At 37.2% G+C, this 25,638-nt stretch carries 2 protein-coding genes; both read right to left on the bottom strand.

What is annotated here, in order from left to right:
- Window positions 1-62: 62 nt before the first annotated feature.
- Window positions 63-1,082 carry a PorP/SprF family type IX secretion system membrane protein gene (locus tag NG655_RS03565; RefSeq protein WP_252157975.1) on the bottom strand — a complete coding sequence of 340 codons (1,020 nt, stop codon included), beginning with the start codon at window positions 1,080-1,082 and terminating at the stop codon, window positions 63-65.
- On the bottom strand, window positions 1,082-25,603 hold the full coding sequence (locus tag NG655_RS03560; RefSeq protein WP_252157974.1) for a gliding motility-associated C-terminal domain-containing protein: 24,522 nt from the start codon (window positions 25,601-25,603) through the stop codon (window positions 1,082-1,084). Before NG655_RS03560 ends, NG655_RS03565 begins: the two co-directional genes overlap by 1 nt.
- Window positions 25,604-25,638 lie beyond the last annotated feature (35 nt).

Here is a 25,638-nt window from a genome sequence, read left to right as displayed (position 1 = left end):
ATATATTTTAACATATAAATTTTAATATAAAAAAAGGGGATATTTAATGAAGAAAAACTGGTTTAGTAGTAATTATCCGTTTGTAAACGATTATACTGTCCACGTTTATTTCTTCTATAAATACTGAAGTCGAATGTAATAAACAGTTCGAAAATACTAGGAGCGTAAACTATTCCTGGAGATTGAAAAGGGAAGTTATAAAGAACTCCAAAATCAAAATTCTCTACAGCTAGACCAACAGAAACACCTACGTTATTTAAAGAAAAAGAATTTAATGAAGCTGCCTGCTGGCTTAATCCTATAGAGAATTCACCTAATTGAAAATCTTGTGATAGATAAATTAATAAAGACTCACCATATTTAGTAAAGGACCCATAGGCGTATAAATATGAATATCTGGGTAAAAATCTTCTTTCGTATGGATTTAAATCAAATTCATATGCACCTTGAAGCGAAATTTGAATTGGTTTTTCAAATGGCACCTCTTTGTTGTAGGACGTATTGGGTTTGTTTAAATGTTTAAACGTAAGCCCAGCCATGTATTTATCGGTGTGTAAAATAAAAGAAGCGCCTAAATCGAAATAATTTACATTACTAATAACAGGTGCCAAAGGATCTATAGATTCAGAATTAATGAAACCTGTTGATGTATTTAGCTGATCTTCAAAAATAAGATTTGCAGGATTTACACTAGAACTACCAAAACCGACGGTTACCGCAGGTAAGAAGAATGTATCATTATCAAACTGAAGTTTATAAATATAAGTAAGATTTGCTAGGTTTGAAGTAAGCCCCGTTGTTTGAATTTTAAATGAATTAATATCAACTCCTAGACTAAACCCTTGGTCTGCAAAAGTCATTGCTCCAAAAAAGTATTTTGTATCTAATTTATCGTATTCATTTAACTTCATTGAATTGTAAAGTACTCCAACTTTATTGAGGCTGTTAAATCCAAAGTAACTTGGATTTGTTTTTTGCATAAATTTAGAATGATTAACAATGTATTCTTCTTGGGCACTTAGAGTAGTACCTATGAATAGGAATGTTATTAACAAACAATATGTAGCTTTTTTCCAGATCATTAATTAATCAAAATAAAGGTTCCACTTTTCTCAACTACAGTTTCTCCATCAAGAAGAACTCCAGAAGCAGTAAAAATATAATAAGGGCTAACCGGAGCCAACGTTCCATCCCATCCTGAAATACTAAGACCAGTCAGGTTCGTTAAATCTGCTTCTTCTACGAATTCATTATATATCAGGTTACCTCGGTAGTCATAAACTGTAAATGTCATATTACTAAATCCACTAAATAATGGTCGGAAGTTATCATTAACTAAATCATTATTCGGTGTAAATACATTTGGCACCATAATATTGTACCCTCTTCCTACAACAATTGGCTGGGTTGACTCCTCCGAACAACCAATACTATTGTAAATACGCAGTGTTGCAAAATAGGTTCCAGACACCCCATAAGCGTGACGTACTGGTGTTACACTGGCAGTTGAAGACTGAACTAAGACATTAGGTGAATTATCTCCAAATATCCATTCCGAAACTACATATGGGTCTGTAGATGCATTTAAGAATGTAACTTCCTCTCTAGCTAATATACTGGAGGAGATTTCAAAATTAGGAGAGGTGTACTCAAAGTTTGGTTCTCCAATTCCTCTACTTATTTCGGTTGTTATCCAACATCCTTCTTCATTTACAATCTTAAAGTCAGCTGAATCAATTGCATTAACAATAGCTACAGACCAAGAGCGATCGTTTACACGAACTACATCTGCAGAAGGTATTAGGATATCGTTATAATAGAAACTTAAGTTTCCATTATTATTATCAAACACATCCACTATTACCCTTCCTTGAAGCCCTGAGCAAAGATCTTCGTCAACAAAAGGTCCATCGATAATGTATAGTTCACGGTTTGGTGAAACTTGAATTATTTCTTCGTAGTATAAATAATCATTCTCTGATATACTACTACTAGCTGCACAAACTGCACCTCTCGGGTTAATTGATGTAACTACCATTTTATAATTACCTGGAGTCAGACCATCTAAAGAAGTTCTGTTTTCAGAATTTGGCACTGGAATGTAAGATGATGAACCAGTAGCTGTTGAAACTGCAGCGGTAGGATCTTCAATAAACCAATTAATAGTGTAGGGCAATAATCCACCAGTTATGGTTACTCCAATTCTTCCATCTTGACCGCCACTCTCGCAATCTGGTGATAACGACTTAACTAATAAGGTCGGATCATCTCGATCCGTTAAGTTTGGATTAACAGTGAATGGTGTAACTACATCTTCTACAATAACATCTAGAGGTTGTGCGCCTGAACTAGTGTCACAGGAGTCATAAAAACAACCATTACTATCTGTGATTTTAACGCAATAAGTACCAGGAAGTGCGTTTGTAATGGATTCTCCAAAATACTTAACAGGACGTTCTAATGGATCATTTGAAGTATATGTCCATTCGTATTGGTAGGTTGGCAATCCATTAATTATAAACGGTACTCCCCCGGAAGCAAAACCTTCAATTAGTTCAACTCTACCGGTACAAATATCTGTTTCAAATATAGTTTGTCCAACATAACTTATTGGAAGGTACTCTTGTATCTCAAAGAAGAATATTTCTTCACAAGCAGTATAGGAACTAGTTGCAGAAGGAGGTATATATTCTCTAACGCTAAGAGTATATCGATCAGCTTGTAAATCTGGATAACGATAAATAAATCCTTCTGGTTTTGGATCTATTATTCCGTCGTTATTAAGATCCCATGCTGATGGGTTTGATATTACAGATCCCGATTCTGATAATAATGTTATTTCAAAACTACTTGATAAGTTTCTATTTAAGTTTTCAGAAATACTGAATAGAGCATCAGATGTAAAGCTAGAACCATAATTATCACAAAGCGCAGGACTATTTTCAACAGTTCTAAAGTTTGTTATCTGAATGGAACTTTCTTGAAGAATAATATTTCTTGTAACTATGGTAGCACCACATTCAGAATCTGAACGACCATCGGAAACTTCTGCTCTATAGATACCTTCTGGTAAATTAGAAACAGTTGCATTACCATCCAATCGAGATATCGGAACCCAGCCAACAACCGTTTGATTAGTAGTTGCTGTTCCAGTACCAGAACTGGTAGTTGTTAATTTATATTCATACCAGTTGATATTCAACGGTGGTTGAATGTTTTCTATTTGAAGTTCAATAATACTAACATCATTTTCACAACCAACTTGGGTTACATTTATAGAAGCTATATCTAGTGGGTTTTCGTTTCCTATAGTTCCAATAGTAAACTGACCTTGATCAACTAGAGGACAGGAATTACCATCGAAAATATCATATAAATAAGTTCCAGGATCTAATTGGAATGAATTTGATGTGCCTGCTACAGAACCCCATGCCTTATAAATATTTACATTAGATGTAGCGCTATATACTCGGATCTGCAGGTTATCCGCTCCTGTAATATTATCCGTAGTACTTATTTGATTAAACACTACACTTCCATCGGTTGGAACTGAACAATCTAAATCTGTTACTTGCGCCTCAAATTCAAAATTCTTAGTTATTGTAAATGTTATTGAGCTAGAAAGTGATGCAGTAATAACACATCCGAAATTGTCTGCAATTTCTACTAGAGACCCTATTTCGCTTATTAGTGTGGTATCAATATTTTCAAATAAAACAATACGATCTCCTGCGCTAGATGATGAAGCAACCAATTGACTACCCCCTGGATTAAGTGTTATAGTATAGGGCCCTTGATTCGCTTTTCCTCCTAATACGGTAAACTCTAATTGACCAAATTCTCCTGAACAACTAGGGTCTAATCTTTGAGCAATATTTTCTACAGCGTACATTGCTGGAGGGTTAATAACCTGAACTGTTTTTGTTACATCACAGACTAGACCGTTTGGTCCTGAGTCTTGAAGTGTAAAGGTATAAAGTCCTGGAACTCCATCTTGAATTGAAATAGAACCTCCAATATTATTAACCGTTGAACCAGCTGGTACAGTTGAAGTAATGACATAACTATTATTTCCACCGGAAGCATTTAATGTAAATGCAGCATCATTATCATTGTTACATGATAATTCATAAATATAATCTGCTGTACTTGAAGATACTGCGGAAGTGTTTAGAATTAAACCACCTGTAAGAAGACCTTCTAATTCTAGCTCTGGATATCCACCTACTGTGAAGGATCGAGTCTCAGAACATCCTAAAATTAGATCTGTAATTGTTAAAGTATAAACATCTGGAGCAAGGTCATAAATGTTTGGTGTAACACCAATTGTTGTTGATGCAGATGAACTGGTCCAAACATAAGAGAATACATTAGAACCTCCACTAAATGCACTTTCAAATGTTCCTGAATTAGATCTTGTTAACTCAATACTACCATTTCCTGATCCTGCAGTTGAACAATAACTATTAGTAACTCCATTATTAAGATCCCAATGATTAAATGATAACTGAGTTGGAATTTCTATCGCTTCACGAACAGCTAAATTACAAGTGGAGTCAGTTACTTCAAGAACATAATCATCTCCAACGGTTAATCCAGTATATACTCTTCCTCCATTAGAAACTACTGCAGGTCCTATTTGAATTCCATTGTCATCTTCTAAAATTAGTGTATATGGAGGTGTTCCTCCTGTAATCGTAGCTTCAAATGATCCTGTTGTTCCTCCACAAGCATTAATACCTATTAATATTTCTGAAGGTCCAGTTACAGTAATAGGATCGGAAGTTTCCTCACAACCGTTTAAGTCTACAGTTAAATAGTAATCTCCTGCTGAAAGGTTGAATATACTTAAGTTAGAACTTGTGAATCCATTAGGACCAGTCCAACTATAGCTATAATTCAATGCTCTATTTTGTTGAGTTGTAGTTATAGAACTACTTACACTAGTAGTCTGAACAACATTTACAGATGTATTTAATCCAATTCCACCAATATCAGCTGTAAGTCTAACTCCTCCTGAAGTAGCCGAACCGAATGGAACTGCTGTAGCTGAACTTTCATTCGGCGCAACAGCGTTGTTGATTATATCAGACAACTCATTACTTATTACTTGGAAGTTTTCAGGTGCTGGAGATAGATACACATCAGCTCTAACGGTATATGAGTAGGTATTACCTCCAACGGTTATTTCAATTATATCTCCAATTGTTGTTGTTCCTGTTAAAGAAACTTCATCAATTTGACTCTGACTTAATAATCCACCGCTAATACGGTTCTCAAATTGTGCAACAGTAGTATCAGGAATTATAATCGAACCATCATTTCCTTCGAAACAAGAAACATTTGTTACATCATTTGCAATAATATAAGTAGAATCAATTACAGGAGTTGGTATTACTCCAACTGTTCCATTAACTACTACATCTGGCTCACAAGTTCCAGCATATGTTATTTCATATCTATAAATTGTAGTTGCAGATATTGTCGTGTTAGGTGTACCTTGAATACTTACCATGTTAGGAACCAACGAACCACCAAAAGTACTAAAAGATTCGGAAACACCATTAGGCTGACCATCTGGCCAAGTTACTACTGGTGTGCCTGAAGCTTCAGGATTAAATACATAATCTACTGATATAATTGGATCATTATTACAAACTGGCTCTTGGTTTTCATCACCTGCAACTAAAATCATTTCAGGTGGTGGGATTACACTAATTGTTCCATTCATTGTAAATGGAGAACACCCAATAGTAGTTAAAGTATAAGCATATGGAGTTATAGTTGTAGAAGACAAAGAAGCAGATGCCTGTGCAGACCCACTAATTGTTAGAGTTCTAGAGGCATTAATAGAATATCCTATTCCAGGTGGAAGTCCTGTTACTATTGCGCTTAGAGCTCCATTTTGTAGTTCATAAACAATATCTACCAAATCACTTGATGCAGGCTGTCCACCAACACAAATATCTTGGTTATCTGTTCCTGCTGCAGATGTCAATACTACTAGGTCTGCTGGTTTAACCTCAATACTTCCAGTCAAAGTAATTTCTGGAGAACATTCACTTCCTATAGTTACAATTTGGTATTCATAAGTAGTATTAGAAGTTATATTGACCGATGGACTACCAAATATTCTAAATTCATTTGTTCCCGAATTTGTGGCTGTAACTCCTGTGAGGGGTCCTGGAGAAGTCCATGTAAATTGTACTCCTGTTGCTCCACCTTCGAATTTATAATTTATTTCTTGGATTGGTGTATTTACACAAACTGAATCGGTAAGACCCGTTTGGTTGGCCGTGGAAGCTGAAGTTGTTAGGCTCATTACTGGTAATGAATGAACTTCAATTGTTCCTACTGCTTGTGTTACATTACAATCACCAAATGTATCAACCGTGTAAGTATAAATTACAGTTGGAGACGCGATAGAGGTTGCAGCTGGAGCTGCAGTTCCTGTTATTAAAATCGTATTTGATGGTGTAATAGAGAATCCTATTCCTGGAGGTAAACCAGAAACTGTGGCACCTGTAGCTCCTCCTCCTAATTGGTATTCTATTGGTGTAAAGTTAGAGGTAAAAGAACTTCCTACACTTGCTTGATCATCAACACAAATAATCTGATTATCTGTGGTACTTGATGAAATTAAAGATATAGTTTGATTCGGTAAAATTTCTATACTACCTGTAAGTATGATTTCTGGAGAACAACCACTATCGTCAGTTGTAATCTGGTAATTATATATTGTTGTTTCAGTTACTCCTGTTGATGGTGTTCCTGATATAATATATTGAGTCCCAGAAGCGGTTTTTGTTAATCCAGAGAAGTCTAATGTATTAGAACCAATCCAAGAGAAATCTAAACGGGTTGCACCTCCACCCATTTCATAAACAATTGTTTCTATTGGCGTACCATCACACACAGCATTGGTTCTTGTTTGATCTATTGAAGTTGAAGAGCTAACTAAAGTTAAAGTAGGTAAAGCAAGAACTTCAATTGATCCATTTGCATTTGCAGGAGTACAAGATCCATTGGTTGTAATTATATAATTGTATAAGGTTGGCGTAGCAGATGCATTTACAATACCTGATATTATTACCGTGTTAGAAGTGGTCATTGAATAACCTAAACCTAACGGCAATCCTACGATATCTACATTGGTAGCACCACCACCTAATTGATATTCGATAGACATAAAATTATCTGCTAATGCATTCAATGCATTATCTTGATCATTTACACAAACAGTTTGATTTTCTGGGCCGGAAGAACCAAGAAGAATAATGGTATCGATAGGATTAATTTCTATACTACCCGTTAAAACAATCTCTGGAGCACAATCACTACCCACGGTTTCTATCTGATAAGTATAAACTGTTGTTTCTGTAACTAATGTATTTGGAGTTCCTTGTATTACAAACTGATTCGTTCCAGAAACTGCTGCTGTAACTCCTAATCCATTTAAACTATTAGACCCAGTCCAACTAAAGTTCACCATAGTATTGAATGGTGGAGTTGAATCGTATTCGTAAATAATAGTCTCAATCGGAGTTTGATCACAAACAGAATCAGAACCAATTTGATTCGCTGAAGTAGCTGTAGAAACTAAAGTTAATTCTGGTTGAGAATAAACTGTAATAGCTCCATTAGCAGTAGCAGAGGCACAATTTGCGGGAGTTGTTACTACTTGATAATTATAAGTAAATGTTGAACTTGGAATAGCAGTTGCAGTTCCTGATATTAATACGGTATTTGAAGTTGTGTTTACTGTAGCTGTAAGTCCTGGTGGTAAACCGGTCACAGTTGCACCCGTTGCCCCTCCAGATAATTGATATTCTATAGGAGTAATTGCAAGAGGATTTCCAGCAACACAAATATCTTGAGTTTCAGATCCTGAAGTAATTATGTGGGCAATTCCATCTACTGGTGTAATGGTTATTGTTCCCTCAATTGCAGCAGGTGTATTTGTGCAACCAAATGTACTTCCAGTTAAGTTCACCTGATACGTATATACCGTAGTCACCGTAACATTTTGCGTCGGTGCGTTTGGTGTTGAAATTATTACTTGTGGTGGAGAAACGGTATTATCGAAAGTAGCAGTTATCCATGATGGCGTTGTTGGAGAAACAACTGCAGCTCCAGTTGCACCAGCAGCATTATATATTATATCCGTTATTGTTCCATTATCACATATTGTGGGATTTATGTCCCCAGACACATATACTGCTGAATTTGGGTTTACGGTAATAGTTCCGCTAACAGATGAACTTCCAGAGCAAAATGCACCAACAGTTTGAACTGTATAAACATAATCATTTGGAGATAACAGAGTCACCGAAGGTGTTCCAGATATTTCGAAATAAGCTGGGGGAGTAACAACCGTTACGTCCTCTATTTCTAGAAGAGCAGAACTATCTGATAAGATTATGTCAAATGCAATTCCAGGATTAACAGCTTGTATTTGAATCGAAGTTGATCCTGCAGTATAAAGAACACTATAATCCGCAGTAGGTAGCTGAGCAGATAAGAACGTATTTAATTCTGAAGCCAACTGTATATCTGTGGAAGTATTTGGTGTTACATAAGTGTATACGTTGTTATTGATATTGAATGTAAACGTATCACTAACAGCAGTAGTATCCGCCGCACTAACAGAGAAGTTAACGTTGAATTGAGATATTTGTCTCTGCTGGTACATTTGTCCTGTTACCCCATTAGGTAATGTAGTATCTGTACTTAATGATGTTGTGAATCCTTGTGTATTGAATACTTCAAAAATTATTGGCTCCATAGCAGACCCGGAACATTCGGTTTGATTAACTAAAGTTGCATCTCTTGGAATGATATCAGGAGATGGATTTACTTGAATGATAACCTGGAGAGAATCATCAGTACAAATTGCCCCTGAACTAATAATATTTACAGTAAATATTGTTGGAATTACAACACTTTCATTAACAGTACCTACTATTTCATAAGCATTAAATGTACCGCTAGCGGATAAAGCTAACGCTAATCCATTTGGTAATGGAGTTAGAGGGTCCACACGCAACGAACTTGCATTTTCAAGTTGGAACGTAATTAACGGTTGACTACCAAAACCAAATGAAGAACCATTACAAATTGGAGATCCAGTATTATCAGCTAATCCATTTGTAATTGAAATAGAAGCTTGCTCTTCAATTTCAATACTTCCAGTTGTTGAAGCCACAGCACAATTTGCAGCGGGTGCCTGTGTTGTAATCACGTAATCATATACACCCGGTATTTCTGATGTAATTGGTGTCCCTGAAATAGTTAATATTTTTTGTAGTACTGAAACTATTGGTGCTGATATAGCTACTGAATTACCAACCGGAGTTGATGGTGCTATAATATAAGAATCCCCTCTTCTTCCAGTGCTACTAACATCTATAGATAAATTTGGTGAAACATAAGAAGCAACAAAATCAGTTGATCCTGTATTAATTGCATTAGCAAGTCCGAGTCCTACTGTATCAAAAGTATTTGTAGCGGCAGTTGTAGTATAACTATAGCTATTGTTATTAATACTAATTGAATATAATTGGTTTGCACTAAAAGCGGTTCCCGTATTTGATATGTTTAATACCGTTGACTGAGGGATAATTTCTAAGGAACCAATAACTCCAACTGGAAGTCCCGTTACACTAACGGCATCTGCAGCTCCTGTTATATCATAAGTGATTGTTGTTATAGCCGAACCAGCACATACTGAGGTAGCTCCAACTTGGAAATTCGAATTAACAGCTGATGTTAAAGTTAGTGCTGGCGGTTCTGGTACTTGAATAATGTAGGTAGCAGAATCTCCTGGACAAGAAGCTGGTTCAGCAGTAATAATTACATTCCCGGAATATCCTGGTTCGAAATCTAATATCAGATTATTGTTAGCTTCTGGTGTTAACTGAAGTGTATTTGTATTTAAATAAGATGTAGTGTTTGTTAATCCTACAGTACTATTTACAAACCAATTTACAACCTGATCAGATGATAATGTTGTTTGGAAACCTACAGCTGGAATAGGACACTCTGGTAAAGCACTTTCAAGAATGATTGAAGGAACTTCATTTGTAGGTCCTATATTTACTGTTGTTGAAACCCAACTTCCTATTGCACCATCACAACTTGTTGGTCGAACTTGTAAATCAAACGAACCAAACCATCCTATGTTCCAAGTTACTATTCCTGTTTCTTGAGCAATTGTACCTGGGGAAGCAACTGTTGCACCTACTCCAGGTGATTCATTAATTATTCTCCACTCTAAAGACGCATAATCATTTACAGCAAGAGCATTATCGCTACCTGTAAAGAACTGCGTTGGAAGTGTTAATGCATCAATTTGACAATCAGGAATTGGACCTGTAGTTCCACCACTACAAATATCAGCATCTAAAACAACTGGTGTAGTAAGTAGAGTTGCTGATCCTGCTGGGACAGTTTGCGGAATCACATCAACTTCTACTGAAGTCCATGGCGAATAATTATTTCCACATCCAAGTGCTCGAACGCTAATTGTAGCTCTACCTGAGAATGCAGGATCCCAATTCATGGTTCCACTTCTTGTAATTTGGCCATTAAACGGTACCCCTAATTGAACTGATTGACCAGTTACTAGAGGAGCGGCGTCAGCTGTAAATGAGGTATTAGCTGCCGAAGCCTCAATAATAATTTGATCAGTAACATTATTATATATCGCAGAAACCTCAGGATTTGCATTTATCTTATTTGCTAAATCTAACCCAATTAAATCACCTGTCTGAGTAGCAGCACTTGAGGTAGTTTGATAAGCAGTTATTGTTCCAGAAGCAGTTGTAATAGTAACTGTATAATTTTCACCATTTACTAAAGCAGCAATTTCATTAATACTAATAGTGGTTTCCTGGAAGTTATTATCTACCATATTTCCTGCTCCAGAAGGAGAAACTTCCCATTCATAAACATTTGTTTGTTGATTAAAAGCATCATCAACATAACAAGTAAAGAAATCTGTAGAAGGAGTCGTTGGTGCAGGTAATCGGTCCTGACAGACTGTATTATTATACCATCTTGTGGGTGTTAATGCAGTTATTGCAGGATCGCTACTCATTAATGATGATAGAACTTCATATCCAGGTTCATTAACATCCATTCTTATAAAGTTTGGCTGTTCTGCGTTTGGTGTTACTATAATTGAATAGGTTTCTTGAACTTCAGAACAATTACTTGCAGGATCTAAAAGTGTAACTATTGTAAATACGGATGTATCTTCAATATTACCTGAAATTGTAAAAGTTGAAGAGGCTGCTCCCGTGATACTCCACCATCCATTTGGAGGTCCAGTAATTGCTGTTACAGTTCCTGGTCCATTTATAACTGGAGTTAATCCGTTATCTAAATTTCTTATTTCTATTGAATCGGTACTACCACCAAACATGTAAGTTATCGGTGTAATCGGATCATTTTCACATAGGTCTTGACGTGATGCAGGTCCCGCTGTTTGAGTTAAAATAGGTTGTTCACTAACATTAATTTCAACCACATCAGAATAAGCTTGACAAGATGCAACATTTGGGTTTGGAGCTCTAGTTCCATTGTTCCCTGAAACTAATATTTTCATATTAATAGCTGAACCAGATAAAGGTTCTAGAACTGCAATTGATGGTCCTGTTCCTGCTGATGTAGAAGCTACATTGTAATTTCCTGCAGTGATTGGTGTAATTGTTATGACATTAGTGTCTTCGTTGTAGGTAGCATTTACTAAACTATCATTGTTTGATATCGTATTAGCCAAACTAGTACCTACAGAATCTATTGTACTTGCAGCAGTTGTTGTTACTGTATATTCATTACCATTTATTGCAATAGAATAATCATCAGCAGTCATTGCTACCAAACTGTTACTGAGTAAAATAGTTGTTTGTTCTTGATCAACAGGTTGTGGATCGCCAACATACGTAATTATAGCTCGATAATATGAAACTGGAGCAGTTGGTAACCATGAATCATCATCTGCAGTTCCAACTATGCCGTCTCCACCTACCGTAAAATTAAGGGTCGCAGCTTGTTGATTTAAAATATCAGTCCAATTTGCTCGATCAGAGGATATTTGCCATTGGTAAGAAACAGATGCAGAAAGTGATTCTGCTGAGTCTAATACAATCGGATTCGGTAAATCTGCTGGAGTTATAATTGTACATATATCCTGATCAGATAAAACTGCGCCAGTATTTAGTTCAGGTAAAATTCCAATTCTAACCGAAGCTGTTGGTGAATCACATGAATTTGCACCATCTGTGCTAATAGCCACACGACGATACCATGTAGTTTCTATCAATGAAGATGGGTTATAGTAATTTTGCGTTGCCGATGCAATGTCTGTCCACATTGTATTATTTGTAGACATTTGCCATTGATAGGTAATTACCCCAACACTACTTGAAGCATCCTCAGGAACTCCAGAAGTTAATGAACTTGTTAAAGTTGGTGGTGTTGCACCATAACAATAGTCTAATTCAACCGATGGATCAATTACTCCCGGATCTAAATCAATAATATTAATCACGGCAACGGAACTTTCTTCAATACAGCTAGCTGGTGGTGAACCTCCAGCTGCATAAACTAATCGCTTGTAGTACGTTGTTTGGTTTAATACCGGCGGTGCGAATGTTTGAGCCGTTGCTCCTGTAATATCTGAATAAAAAATTCCATCTGTAGAGTTCTGCCATTGGTAAGTAATTGCAAATCCTGTAGAACCACCTGCAACTGTTAAAATCGATGGTGTGTCTCCTGAGCATATAGACTCTGATGATGGATTAATTGTTCCTCCAACTAATGGTGGAGTAACTACAATCTCTATAATATTTGATTCTTCTTGACAAGCTGCAGCATTTAGAGTACTAATGGCTTGTCTTCTAAAGTAAGTAGTTTGCGTTAATGCCGTTGGTGTGTAATTTGCTGAAATCGCTCCAGGTATTACATTAAAAGTGTTTGTAGAAAGACCACTTTCCCATTGGTATGTTATTACACCTGAACCACTGGCAACCGTTGTATTGTTCAAGGCACCTGGAGTTTCTCCTGAGCAAATTGTTGTTGTGGTTGTTCCAATAGTACCCGGAGTAGTAATTATATTTTCAATTAATGTTAATGAAGCTATAGACGAACATACTGTTCCACCGACTGTACTAACTTCAACTCGAATTATATCATTATTATTCAATGATGTAATCAATGTAGGTACTGGTGTGAATGTATTAGAAGTACCGTTTTGATATGAATTTGCTCCGACAAAGAAATTATAAGTTGCTGTTGTAATATTTGTAGTTGCAGTAAAAGTTACAGAATCCCCTGTACAGAATGTATTACCAGTAACGTCTGAAGATAATGTTACAACCGGTACTGGATTAACTTCAATAGTTATATCTGAAGAGACACTAAAACATGATGCAACTCCTGTAGGTTGATTATAAACTATAACCGCTACTCGCTCATTATTAAGTAATGAGGATGTAGTAAATGTACTTTGGTTAGATCGTACTTGCTGTGTTATACCATCTACAGTAAACTCATAACTCGCTCCTCCTGATCCAGTAAATTCAACTTCTGTTCCATCACAAATTGTAAGGGTAGAACCTCCAACTATTCCTCCAGGGTTTGCTAATATTCCACCCGTTGGAACCGAAACAATTTCTATTCTTTGCGCTATTGATAACGCTTCACATTGAACTCCATTTAGGGTGCTTATTGTTTTTCTTTTAAAGAAAGTTGTTGTTGTTAAAGTTCCTGGGTTAAAAGAAGTAGAGTTAGTTCCTGTTATAGCAGTATAAGTTACATTATCTAATGAACTTAACCATTCATATGTTATTGTCCCTGATGCAACCGATGCAGAACCAATTATTCTTGAAGAAACATCGCCAGAACATATTGTTGGTGTTGCCGTGGTAATAGTACCTATTGATGAAATAGCATTTTCGAAGAATGTTACTGAGGATGTTGTACTACATCCTCCAGGTGTAGTAACTTGAACAGAAACTACATCTAAATCTTCAATCGAACCATAAGGTACTGTATAAGTTGAAGTGGTAGATGGACCTGACTGTAATATACCTTCTATATAGAATGTAAAAGTAGAGCCTGGAATATTTGATGTAGAACTCAATATAATATCCTCTCCAGTACAGAAGGTCTCTGCAAATTTATCACTTGTTAAAGTAATCGTTGGTGCTGCACCATCTTGGATTGTAATCACTTCCGAGAAGCTTGAACATCCTCCTGTTACTTGATCAAATACGGTTACTCGAACCGTATCGTTGTTTACTAAAGTTGTAGAGCTATATGTATTACTCGTTGAACGTGCTCGTAAAACTGTTCCTGATCCGGTGGTAAACTCATAACTCGCTCCCCCTGTTGCTGAAAAGTTTACCAGCTCGCCTGGACAGATCACTAGAGTTCCTGATCCGGTTAAGGTTCCTGAAGTGGCAGTACCACTAATACCAGCTACGGGAGCTACTGTTACTGCTACTGTTACCGATGGACTATCCTCAAAACAAACTACTCCGTTCAAAGTACTAATCGTTCGTCGTAAGTAATAAGTCGTAGATGTTATACCAGAGGTTGGTGTATAAGTAGCTGATGTTGCTCCTCCAATTATATTAAAGTTTGCATTGTCAAATGAATTCAACCACTGATAGGTAATCGTTCCTGATGCACTGCCAGTAACTCCTACTAATGCTTGTGGAATGTCACCTGAACAAATCGTTGTACTTGCTGTTGTTGGGCGAGCAGGTGCTACTATTATATTCTCAAAGAAGGTTAAAGTTGCTGTTGTGCTACATCCTCCAGGAGTAGTTACTATAACTGATGCCTCTTGTAAATTTGCAATCGTTCCTGCTAAAAGAGTAAACGATGGAGTTGTGGATGCTGCGCCTGAAACATTAACACCTTCAACTCTAAACTCATAAGTAGAACCGGCTACACTTGATGTAGAACTCAATATAATATCCTCTCCAGTACAGAAGGTCTCTGCTGGTTTATCACTTGTTAAAGTAATCGTTGGTGCTGCACCATCTTGGATTGTAATCACTTCCGAGAAGCTTGAACATCCTCCTGTTACTTGATCAAATACGGTTACTCGAACCGTATCGTTGTTTACTAAAGTTGTAGAGCTATATGTATTACTCGTTGAACGTGCTCGTAAAACTGTTCCTGATCCGGTGGTAAACTCATAACTCGCTCCCCCTGTTGCTGAAAAGTTTACCAGCTCGCCTGGACAGATCACTAGAGTTCCTGATCCGGTTAAGGTTCCTGAAGTGGCAGTACCACTAATACCAGCTACGGGAGCTACTGTTACTGCTACTGTTACCGATGGACTATCCTCAAAACAAACTACTCCGTTCAAAGTACTAATCGTTCGTCGTAAGTAATAAGTCGTAGATGTTATACCAGAGGTTGGTGTATAAGTAGCTGATGTTGCTCCTCCAATTATATTAAAGTTTGCATTGTCAAATGAATTCAACCACTGATAGGTAATCGTTCCTGATGCACTGCCAGTAACTCCTACTAATGCTTGTGGAATGTCACCTGAACAAATCGTTGTACTTGCTGTTGTTGGGCGAGCAGGTGCTACTATTATATTCTCAAAGAAGGTTAAAGTTGCTGTTGTGCTACATCCTCCAGGAGTAGTTACTATAACTGATGCCTCTTGTAAATTTGCAATCGTTCCTGCTAAAAGAGTAAACGATGGAGTTGTGGATGCTGCGCCTGAAACATTAACACCTTCAACTCTAAACTCATAAGTAGAACCGGCTACACTTGATGTAGAACTCAATATAATATCCTCTCCAGTACAGAAGGTCTCTGCTGGTTTATCACTTGTTAAAGTAATCGTTGGTGCTGCACCATCTTGGATTGTAATCACTTCCGAGAAGCTTGAACATCCTCCTGTTACTTGATCAAATACGGTTACTCGAACCGTATCGTTGTTTACTAAAGTTGTAGAGCTATATGTATTACTCGTTGAACGTGCTCGTAAAACTGTTCCTGATCCGGTGGTAAACTCATAACTCGCTCCCCCTGTTGCTGAAAAGTTTACCAGCTCGCCTGGACAGATCACTAGAGTTCCTGATCCGGTTAAGGTTCCTGAAGTGGCAGTACCACTAATACCAGCTACGGGAGCTACTGTTACTGCTACTGTTACCGATGGACTATCCTCAAAACAAACTACTCCGTTCAAAGTACTAATCGTTCGTCGTAAGTAATAAGTCGTAGATGTTATACCAGAGGTTGGTGTATAAGTAGCTGATGTTGCTCCTCCAATTATATTAAAGTTTGCATTATCAAATGAATTCAACCACTGATAGGTAATCGTTCCTGATGCACTGCCAGTAACTCCTACTAATGCTTGTGGAATGTCACCTGAACAAATCGTTGTACTTGCTGTTGTTGGGCGAGCAGGTGCTACTATTATATTCTCAAAGAAGGTTAAAGTTGCTGTTGTGCTACATCCTCCAGGGGTAGTTACTATAACTGATGCCTCTTGTAAATTTGCAATCGTTCCTGCTAAAAGAGTAAACGATGGAGTCGTGGATGCTGCGCCTGAAACATTAACACCATCAACTCTAAACTCATAAGTAGAACCGGCTACACTTGATGTAGAACTCAATATAATATCCTCTCCAGTACAGAAGGTCTCTGCAAATTTATCACTTGTTAAACTTGCAGTAGGTTGTGGTGTAACATCAATTGTAATTATACTAGAATCAGCAAAACATCCTCCAGTAATATCTTCGAATACACGAACAAAAACTGTACTGTTGTCGAGCAACGTACTTGAAGTTGTAGCAGTAAATGTATTTATTGTAGATCTAGCTTGTAATACAGTTCCATCGACATAAAATTCATAAGATGCTCCTCCATTTGCTTCAAATATGGCAGAATCAGTTACATCACATAAAGTTAAAGTAGCAGGTGCTGTTAATGATCCAGGAGTTACTTGTAAGTCTGGAATAGGTAATGGAGAAACTGCTATTCTAAATGATGAAGTTGTTTCTTCACAAAGAACACTATTTAACAAACTTTCTGTAGCTCTTCTATAAAACGTTGTAACTAACAATGGACTGGTTGGAGTGTAAGTAGAAGAAATAGCACCACTAATATTATTAAAAGTAATATTATCTGTAGAAGACTGCCATTGATATGAAATTGAACCGGATGCTGTAGAAGTAGTTCCTATGATGGGATCTGGAATCTCATTGATACATACAGTTGCTGTTGTTGAACTAATTGTTCCAAAATCTGATATACCGTTTTCAAATAATATAACACTTACATTACTTGAACAACCAGAGGGAGTCGTTACAATTACTTCAACTTCGCTTCTATCAGTTATTGATAAACTATAATCTGAAACATCAAATATGTTAGTTGAACTATTTTGGAAAGAAGTACCGTTTACAAGGAATTGATAGGAAGCTACAACACCTCCAGAACCTGCAGTAAAAATAAGACTATCTCCTGTACAGAATGTATCGTTAGAAGCAGAAGATGAAATAGAAGCCATTGGCAATGCTTCAATCGTTAAGTCAATAATTCCAGAATCTTCAAAACAAGCAGAAACTGAAGTACTGTCGTATGCACGAACAACTACTTCATCACTATCAACAAGAGATGAAGATGAAAAAGTTGCTGAAGAACTCCTTGATTGAACCGAAACTCCATTTACAAAAAATTCATATTCAACACCACCGGTTGCGATAAAATCAATTTGTTCATTAATACAAGAAGTCATTGTAGCCGGAGCAGTTATTGCTCCTGCATCGGCAGTTAAACCAGATACTGGAAGTAAATTAACACTTACTAAGAAGCTATTTGAAGGAACAGAACAACTAAGGCCATTAAGTACTCCGACAGTTAATCTTCTATAATATGTATCCGCTGAAGCAGCAGTAGGGGTGTAACTATCTGACGTGGCTGTTAATATATCATTCCAAACAATCCCATCTGAAGAATCTTGCCATTGATAATTTCCAGTTCCAGGAGCGGTAATTGGAGTTCCATTTATTGTTCCTGATGCAACCGAACTTAACATTAAAGGCACTGTTCCAGAACAAACGGACTGTGCTCCGGAAATACTTCCCGGAAGAACCTCATTTACACTTACAATTAACGTTTGCTCAGTGTAGCATCCTGAAGCGTTAAATAATCTTGTTTTAACAACATCACCATTAGAAAAAATTGATTGGGAAGCGGTATATGTTTGAGTAGTTCCACTCTGTACTTGACTATTATTAATAAAAAATACAGTGCTAGATGCAGCAGCAGAATTAACTGTAAATACAATCATCCCCGGGTCTCCAGAACAAACTGTATTTGAAGGTTGATCCGAAGTTAGTGTGCCTGAAATAGTTGGTGATGAATCTACAGTCACAGTAACTACGTTACTAGGTTCTGAACAACTTATTCCATTTAAAGTACTAACAGCAAGCCTTCTGAATTCAGTAGTTGCTGAAAGAGATGTCGGATCATAAACTAAACTTGTCGCTCCAGTTATATCACTAAAAGTACTTGTTCCTGTTCTTGATTGCCATTGGTAAGTTAAAGATCCAGTAGACGAACTTGGAACACTAATTGAACTGAAAGGTAAAGGATCTTCACCCACACAAATTGTTTGAACAGCTCCAATAGAATTTGTACCAGCGATTGTATTTAAACGAACAGAAATTGATTGAGAACTTGCACATCCAGTACCGATTGCAGTTGGAAAAGCATCCACTCGAACAGTTTGACTATCTGTTAAGGATAATGTTATAGTTGGTGTTGTAGAAGGTGCACCTGCGGATACACCATCAACAAAGAACTCATAACTTAAAGCACCAGTACTACCGCTAGCATCAAAAACAAAATCTTCGCCTGCACAAGCGGTATCAGAAGGTTGATCAGATACGAGAACTGCTGATGGAGCTGGTCCTGGCGTAACAGTAACAGATATTGTATTTGTGCTTTCTACTACGCAGTCTACAGAATTAAGTGTTGATATAACATTACGTCTAAATTCTGTAGTTTGTAATAATGAAGAAGGCTGGTAAGTAATATTAGTTGCTCCAGCTATGTCACTAAAAGTATCTGTCCCAACTCTACTTTGCCATTGGTAGCTGATCGTTGGGGTGCCTGTAACTGTTGTACCTGTCAACAAAGCAGGAATATCTCCAGCACAAACAGTTTGTGATCCTGTTATATTATTTGCGTTTAAAGGCTCATTTATTCTGATAATTATACTTTGTTCTGCAAAACAACTAGTACCAACAGAAGAGTTTGCACGAACTTTAATCTCATCAAAATCATTTAAGCTTCCTGTAACAGGTGTATAAGAAGTTGATGCTGAAGCTGAACGAACTCGAACCCCATTAACAAAGAATTCATAAGTAGCAGATCCTGTTGTACCAGCGGCATCAAAAGTTACGGACTCTCCTTGGCATAAAACATTAGAAGGAAGTCCCGAAGTAAAACTAATTACAGGAACAGCTGAGGAGTCAACAGTTACAGTAATTGTATTTGAGGCGGCTAAATCAGCTGATCCAGGACATTGAACTCCATTAAAAGTTGAATAAACTAAACGTCTAAATGCAGTAGTAGACGTTAACGGACTTGGATCATATTCATTTGAGGTCGCTCCTACAATATCACTGAAAGGATTAGATCCATTTCTACTTTGCCACTGATAAGATATTACAGCACCTGATATATCGGCAACTGGATCTGATAAACTATTTAATATTGTCGGATCTCCTCCGGAACAAATGGTTTGAGAACCTGTAATTGTATTCGCTCCTGTTAATCCGTTTACTCGTAATGTTAAAGTTGCAGTATCACTACAACCGTTGGTATTAATTACTTCAACCGCAACTAAAGAATTATCTGTCAGAGTTAGCGTGGTAGAAACCAATTCAGAATCAAATACATTCCCAGAAACTCCAGTAAACTGTTGATTTCCGTTTACATAAAAATTATACGTATAACCCGCTACTAATGGTCCTGCTGTAAATATCGGGAAATCCTCTGAGCACATCGTGTCTGCGGTTAATCCTGATGAAATCGATGCAGATGGCTTTGGAGTTATACTCATCGTTATCGGTGATGAAATTGAACTACATCCATTTAAATCGATTACCTGAACTGTTATTTGGTCGCCATTTAATAGGTCAGACCTGCTTATTGTATTCGTTGTAGAAGTTGCTCCCAAACTAGTTCCATTCTTAAAGAACTCGTAGCTAACTCCTCCTGATGCTGTAAATAAAACTGAATCTCCAACACATGCAGTATTGGTTCCTACTAAAGAAGCAGCTGGCGCTGGAGTTATTGTAATTGAAACAAAATTACTAACATCTTCACAAACTACACTGTTGAATGAATTTTGAACAATTCTTCTAAAATCTGTTGATGTTGATAATGCTGACGGAGCATAATTCTGAGTATTAGCTCCGCTAATATCTACAAATGTATTTGTCCCTACTCTACTCTGCCATTGATAAGTTATTGTTCCTGATGGAGATGCTGTTAATGATGTACCTGTTAACTGAGCTGGTGTTTCTCCGGAACAAATAGATTGTGTATTTGAAACGGTATTGGTCCCTACAAAATCTAAAACAGTTACTGTTATTGTTTGCTCCGCAACACAACTTGTTACTGAAGAGGAATAGGCTCTTACTGTAATTTGATCACTGTTATTTAAACTACCTGCAACTGGTGTGTAAGTTAATCCTGTTGGTGATGCTTGTGCTGCACCTACACTTGTTCCATTTATAAAATACTCAAAACTATCAGCTCCTGTTGTTCCAGTAGAATCAAAGGTAACGCTATCTGCTGCACATAAGGTATCGTTCGAAAGACCAGATGTAAAGTTAATTACAGGTACTGCCGCTGAATCAACCGTTACAGTTACGGTGTTGGATGCTCCTAAATCTGCTGTACCTGGACATTGAACCCCATTAAATGTTGCATAAGCTACTCTTCTATACAAAGTCGTTGTAGTCAAAGTACTTGGATCGTAGTTTAAAGAGGTCGCTCCTGGAATATCGCTAAACGGATTGGCGCCAACTTTACTTTGCCATTGATAAGACACTACGGCTCCTGCTATATCAGCTGATGGTACTCCAGCACTGGTTATTAAAGCGGGATCGCCCCCAGAACAAATAGTTTGGACTCCAGAAATACTATTAACTCCTGTTAATCCGTTTACTCGTAATGTTAAAGTTGCAGTATCACTACAACCGTTGGTATTAATTACTTCAACCGCAACTAAAGAATTATCTGTCAGAGTTAGCGTGGTAGAAACCAATTCAGAATCAAATACATTCCCAGAAACTCCAGTAAACTGTTGATTTCCGTTTACATAAAAATTATACGTATAACCCGCTACTAATGGTCCTGCTGTAAATATCGGGAAATCCTCTGAGCACATCGTGTCTACGGTTAATCCTGATGAAATCGATGCAGATGGCTTTGGAGTTATACTCATCGTTATCGGTGATGAAATTGAACTACATCCATTTAAATCGATTACCTGAACCGTTATTTGATCTAAATTAGTAAGATCCGATCTACTTATTGTATTCGTTGTAGAAGTTGCTCCTAAACTAAGTCCGTTATTAAAAAACTCGTAGCTCACTCCTCCTGATGCTGTAAATAAAACTGAATCTCCAATACATGCAGTATTGGTTCCTACTAAAGAAGCAGCTGGTGCTGGATTTACAGTTATCGATAAAGAATTACTAATATCAGTACATGTAACTCCGTTAAAAGTAGAATTTACAATTCTTCTAAAATCTGTTGAAGTAGATAATAATGGAGGTGAATAAGTAGATGAATTAGTACTCGCAATATTTGTAAATGGATTAGAACCTGTTCTACTTTGCCATTGATAGGTTACAACTGCTCCCGAGATGTCAGGTGTTGGAACACTGAGACTAGTAAATGCAGTAGGCATATTGTTTTCACAAACAATTTGATCATTACTTACGGTATTGGAACCAGTAAATGAATTAACTCTCATTGTAATAGTAAACTCACTAAAACATGGAGAAGCAGTGGTCGAAGTAGCTTGAACCCGAACAGTTGAATTATCAGCTAGGGTTCCAGCCGGAACAAATAAAGTAGTTGCAGTGCTTGATGGCCCTTGGCTTATATTGTTTATAAAGTATTCAAAACTATTTGCTCCAGTTGTTGATGAAGCATCAAATGTTAAATTATCTCCTGCACAAGCAACATCGTTTGAAACACCAGAAACAAAACTTACTACAGGAAGTGCTGTTGAGTCTACTGTAATCGTTACTGTATTTGAAGCTCCAGAAATTATATTTGAAGAATCAGGACAACTTACAGAGTTCAAAGATGTATATACTATCCTTCTAAAAGCGGTGGTTGCAGAAAGTTGTGGGGCATCATATCGAACTGAAGTTGCTCCAGGTATATCAGCAAAAACTCCTGTATTCGTTCTACTCTGCCATTGGTAACTTAAAACAGATCCAGCTGCTACCGCTACTGGAGTAGACAAACTATCGAATTCTTCTGGGTCTCCACCTACACAAATAGTAGCTGTGCCACTAATCGTATTTGATCCTGTTGTAGATAGTACCCTTAAGGTTAATGAGGAAGAACTTACACAGGATGCAGCATTTTCAACAAAAACTGAAACTACACTGGAGTCTAATAAGGTGTATGTGGCAAGAGATGAATCAAAAGTATTGGTAGAAACTCCTAAATTTTGAAGAATTCCATCTATGTAAAATCTGTAGGTATATCCAGCTCCAGCGGGTGATGCTGTGAAAATTGCGCTATCTCCGGAGCATATAGTGTTGGCTGTAGCATTTGAGTTTATAGCTGCTGAGGGCATTGGTGTCACAGTTACTGAAATAGGAGTAGAGGTAGCAAAACATCCTTGAGCATTAGATCCAACCACAGTAACCACCTGTCCATTCGTAAGGCCAGTAATGGATTGAGTATCATTGGTTGTTGTTGCTCCTTGGCTAATTCCATCGACAAAATACTCATAACTAACTCCTCCAGAAGCTGTAAAAACTACAGTATCGCCTGGACAAAAAGCTGATGAACCTCCAGATAAAGAAATACTAGGTGCAGCTTCTACTGTTACCCGAACAATTGAACTTGAAACAGAGCATGAAACACCATTGAATATAGAAGTAGAGATTCGTTGAAAATCTGTTGTAACATTTAATGCTGGAGGAGAAAAAGTAGTTGAAGTAGCTCCAGATATATCTGTGAAGCTATTTGTACCGGTTCTGCTCTGCCACTGATACGAAATAGTACCAGAAATAGGGGAAGAAGCTGACGAACCAGTCAGTTGACTAGGCGTATCTCCACTACAAATGGTTTGAGCACCACTTAATGTAGTTGTTCCAGTAATACTGTTAACCCTTAATGTTCTTGTTGCTGTATCTGTACAGCCTGCACCCGCTAATCCAGAATATGCAATAACAGAAACTGAATCGCTATCAGATAAAGTTCCAGCAGGAATAGTATAAGTATCTGAGGTTGTAGGACCAGATTGCAATAATCCATTAATAAAATAAGAATAACTAGCCCCACCTACAGTTGTGCTTGCATCGATCAAAACTGAATCATCACTACAGATCACATCATTTGGATTTGATGTTATAAAACTTGCCGAAGGAACAACTCCTCCTACAACGGTGAGTTGAACAGAAGACGAAATGATACTACAAGTAACACTATTGAATGTGCTCGTTGTTAAACGTCTGTAGTCCGTCGTAGTTGCAACTGAGCTAGGTGTAAAAATTTCATTAGTAGCTCCAATAATATTTGAATATGAATTAGACCCTATTCTACTCTGCCATTGATATGAATATACCGCTCCATCTGATAGTCTATCACTTGTTGGTGTAGATATACTGGTAAAAGCAACGGGAGTTTCACCAGAGCATACATTCTGTGAATTTCCTATTTGATTTGTGCCTGTTAACGAATTAATTCTAATAACAAAACTTGTATCATCATAACAACCCGACCCTGAAGCTCCTTGATAAGCTCTTACTGTGATCGATGAAGAATCTGAAAAAGTTCCTGCATTTAAAGTAAAAGTAGCTGTTGATTGAGGTCCACTCCCCTGAGGGTTTCCATCTATGTAAAAACGATAACTTGCTGCATTCAATGATGAAGAGGCGTCAAGAATTAAATCATCTCCTGAACACACAGTACGGTTGGTAGCATTAGACGTTAAAACTGCAGTAGAATTAGGATCTACTGTTATTGTAACCACATTAGAAGTTGCTGAAGCTGTTAGCGTATTACACTGAACTAAATTAAAAGTAGAAAAAACTAACCTTCTATATCCTGTAGTCTGAGTAAGAACACCCGGATCATATGTTAAAGAAGTAGCACCAGTAATATCGGCAAATATACTGGACGAGGTTCTGCTTTGCCATTGGTAAGATAAAACAGCACCTTCTGAAGATAAATCAGCAGTATAAACCGATGTATTTGCAATTTCAGAAGGATCTTCTCCGGAACATATAGTCTGAGCTCCATTAATTTGATTTGAACCAGAGACAGAATTTAATCTTAAAGTTATTGAATCCTCGTCGTAACATGTTGTTGCGCTGGATGCCCATGTTCTAACTGTTACAACCACGTTATCAGTTAAAACCGAAGGATAAGTGTAAGTTGAAGTGGTTGAACTGGCTTGAACCGATACATTATTTACTAGAAATTCAAAATAAGGGCTCGGATTGCTACCGAGATCAGCAGCCGTAAAAAGAACAGACTGACCCTCACAAGCTACGTTGTTATTAGCGTCAGAAATAATACTCCCATCGGGTAAAGATTGTGAAATTACATTTATCGCTGCAGAGTTAACTGAAGAACAATTTGTTGTAAAATAAGCTATAACATTAATTACATCGGCATGGTTTAAATTAGAAGTCGTAAACGAAACTGATGATTGACGAGGACCCAATAGAACACCATTTCTATAAAATTCATACTCATCACCTACGGCAGAAGAAGTTAATTGAACAGAATCTCCTTGGCAGATAGTTATTGTTCCTGAACCAAAGTTAGAACTTAAGGTAGGTTGTGTTGGATTTGCAAGTACCAAAACTTCGTAGCTCTGATCGTTGTTTGAGGTGTTAGTATCACTTCCTCCAAACGGAGCAACTTCAATATTTATTGTTGTAGATCCTGTGCTTGAAAACTGTAATGCAGTTGGCCAATCAAAAACAGCAAAACTTCCAGCTCCAATAGTGTTTGCAAGCGGACTTCCTGCTGAAGTTGTACTAAATGAGGCCGTAGCAATATTAGAACTTGAGGACGAAAAGGTATTTCCTGTAACGGTCAAAGTAGCTAACATCGAAGTAGACGTTAAACTTAAAGCATCAATTCCGTCATTATTTACTTGAAAAGTTAAATTGGTAGAGGAACTTGAACAAAATTGTTGTGTAGTTCCTTGTGCAGGCGTAATAATCTGACTTCTGTCGTTCAATCTTAAGTCATAAGATTCTGACTGTGCGAGTGTATTTACAAAAGGAAACACGAGTAACCCTCCTAGTATCAGGAAATTATAGAATACAGATAATCTTTTAATCAAAATAAATATAGTATATCAAACTTTAAACGTCTAAT

This window comes from Candidatus Arcticimaribacter forsetii (assembly GCF_910589745.1).
In the GTDB taxonomy this organism is placed as follows: Bacteria; Bacteroidota; Bacteroidia; order Flavobacteriales; family Flavobacteriaceae; genus Arcticimaribacter; species Arcticimaribacter forsetii.
This window is presented reverse-complemented; position numbering and strand designations above follow the sequence as displayed.

Bases quoted from the DNA above. Each gene is read 5' to 3' on its own strand.
- NG655_RS03565 (WP_252157975.1), bottom strand. From the start codon at position 1,082: ATGATCTGGAAAAAAGCTACATATTGTTTGTTAATAACATTCCTATTC.